Here is a 467-nt window from a genome sequence, read left to right as displayed (position 1 = left end):
TCAAAATTAAAAGATGGAGAATATTCTTTTAATTTAGAAATAAAGCCTTTGAAATCTCCAAATTTAAAAGAATTAAAAAGAGGAACAACAAGTCAAAGTTTTGAAATTAAACAGGCTTTAAAACTTGAAATGTTTGCTCATGTTGGTGATTTAACTAAACCGTTTGAATTATCTAAGGAAAAATTTTATGAAAAAGATGGAAAAAAGAAATTCAGATCGAATGTTAAAAATTCAACTGGTAGAGGATATGAATTAGCTGTAGGGTTTACAGATTCAAATAATGTTTTATTGCCAGTTTTATATCCTGTTGGAAGATTATTTAATGGGAATGAAACAGTTATAGATGTAGAGATACCACAACACGCAAAAAATATAATTTTTTACGATTATAACAATATTAAAGTTTTAAAACAAACTATAAAAATCTAAAAATTTATAGTTTGAAATTATATATAACAGGAGGAATT

1 protein-coding gene is annotated in these 467 nt (G+C 24.6%); it reads left to right on the top strand.

Features of this window, described 5'->3' with window-relative positions; all coding sequences use genetic code 11:
• On the top strand, positions 1-429 hold a 429-nt coding region (locus tag L988_RS13850), incomplete at its 5' end, for a hypothetical protein (RefSeq protein WP_047384110.1).
• Positions 430-467: the final 38 nt, after the last annotated feature.

The sequence above is a fragment of the Cetobacterium sp. ZWU0022 genome (genome assembly GCF_000800875.1).
Lineage (GTDB): Bacteria > Fusobacteriota > Fusobacteriia > Fusobacteriales > Fusobacteriaceae > Cetobacterium_A.
Note: the sequence above shows the minus strand (reverse complement) of the source record. Positions and strands in the feature narration are given on the sequence as shown.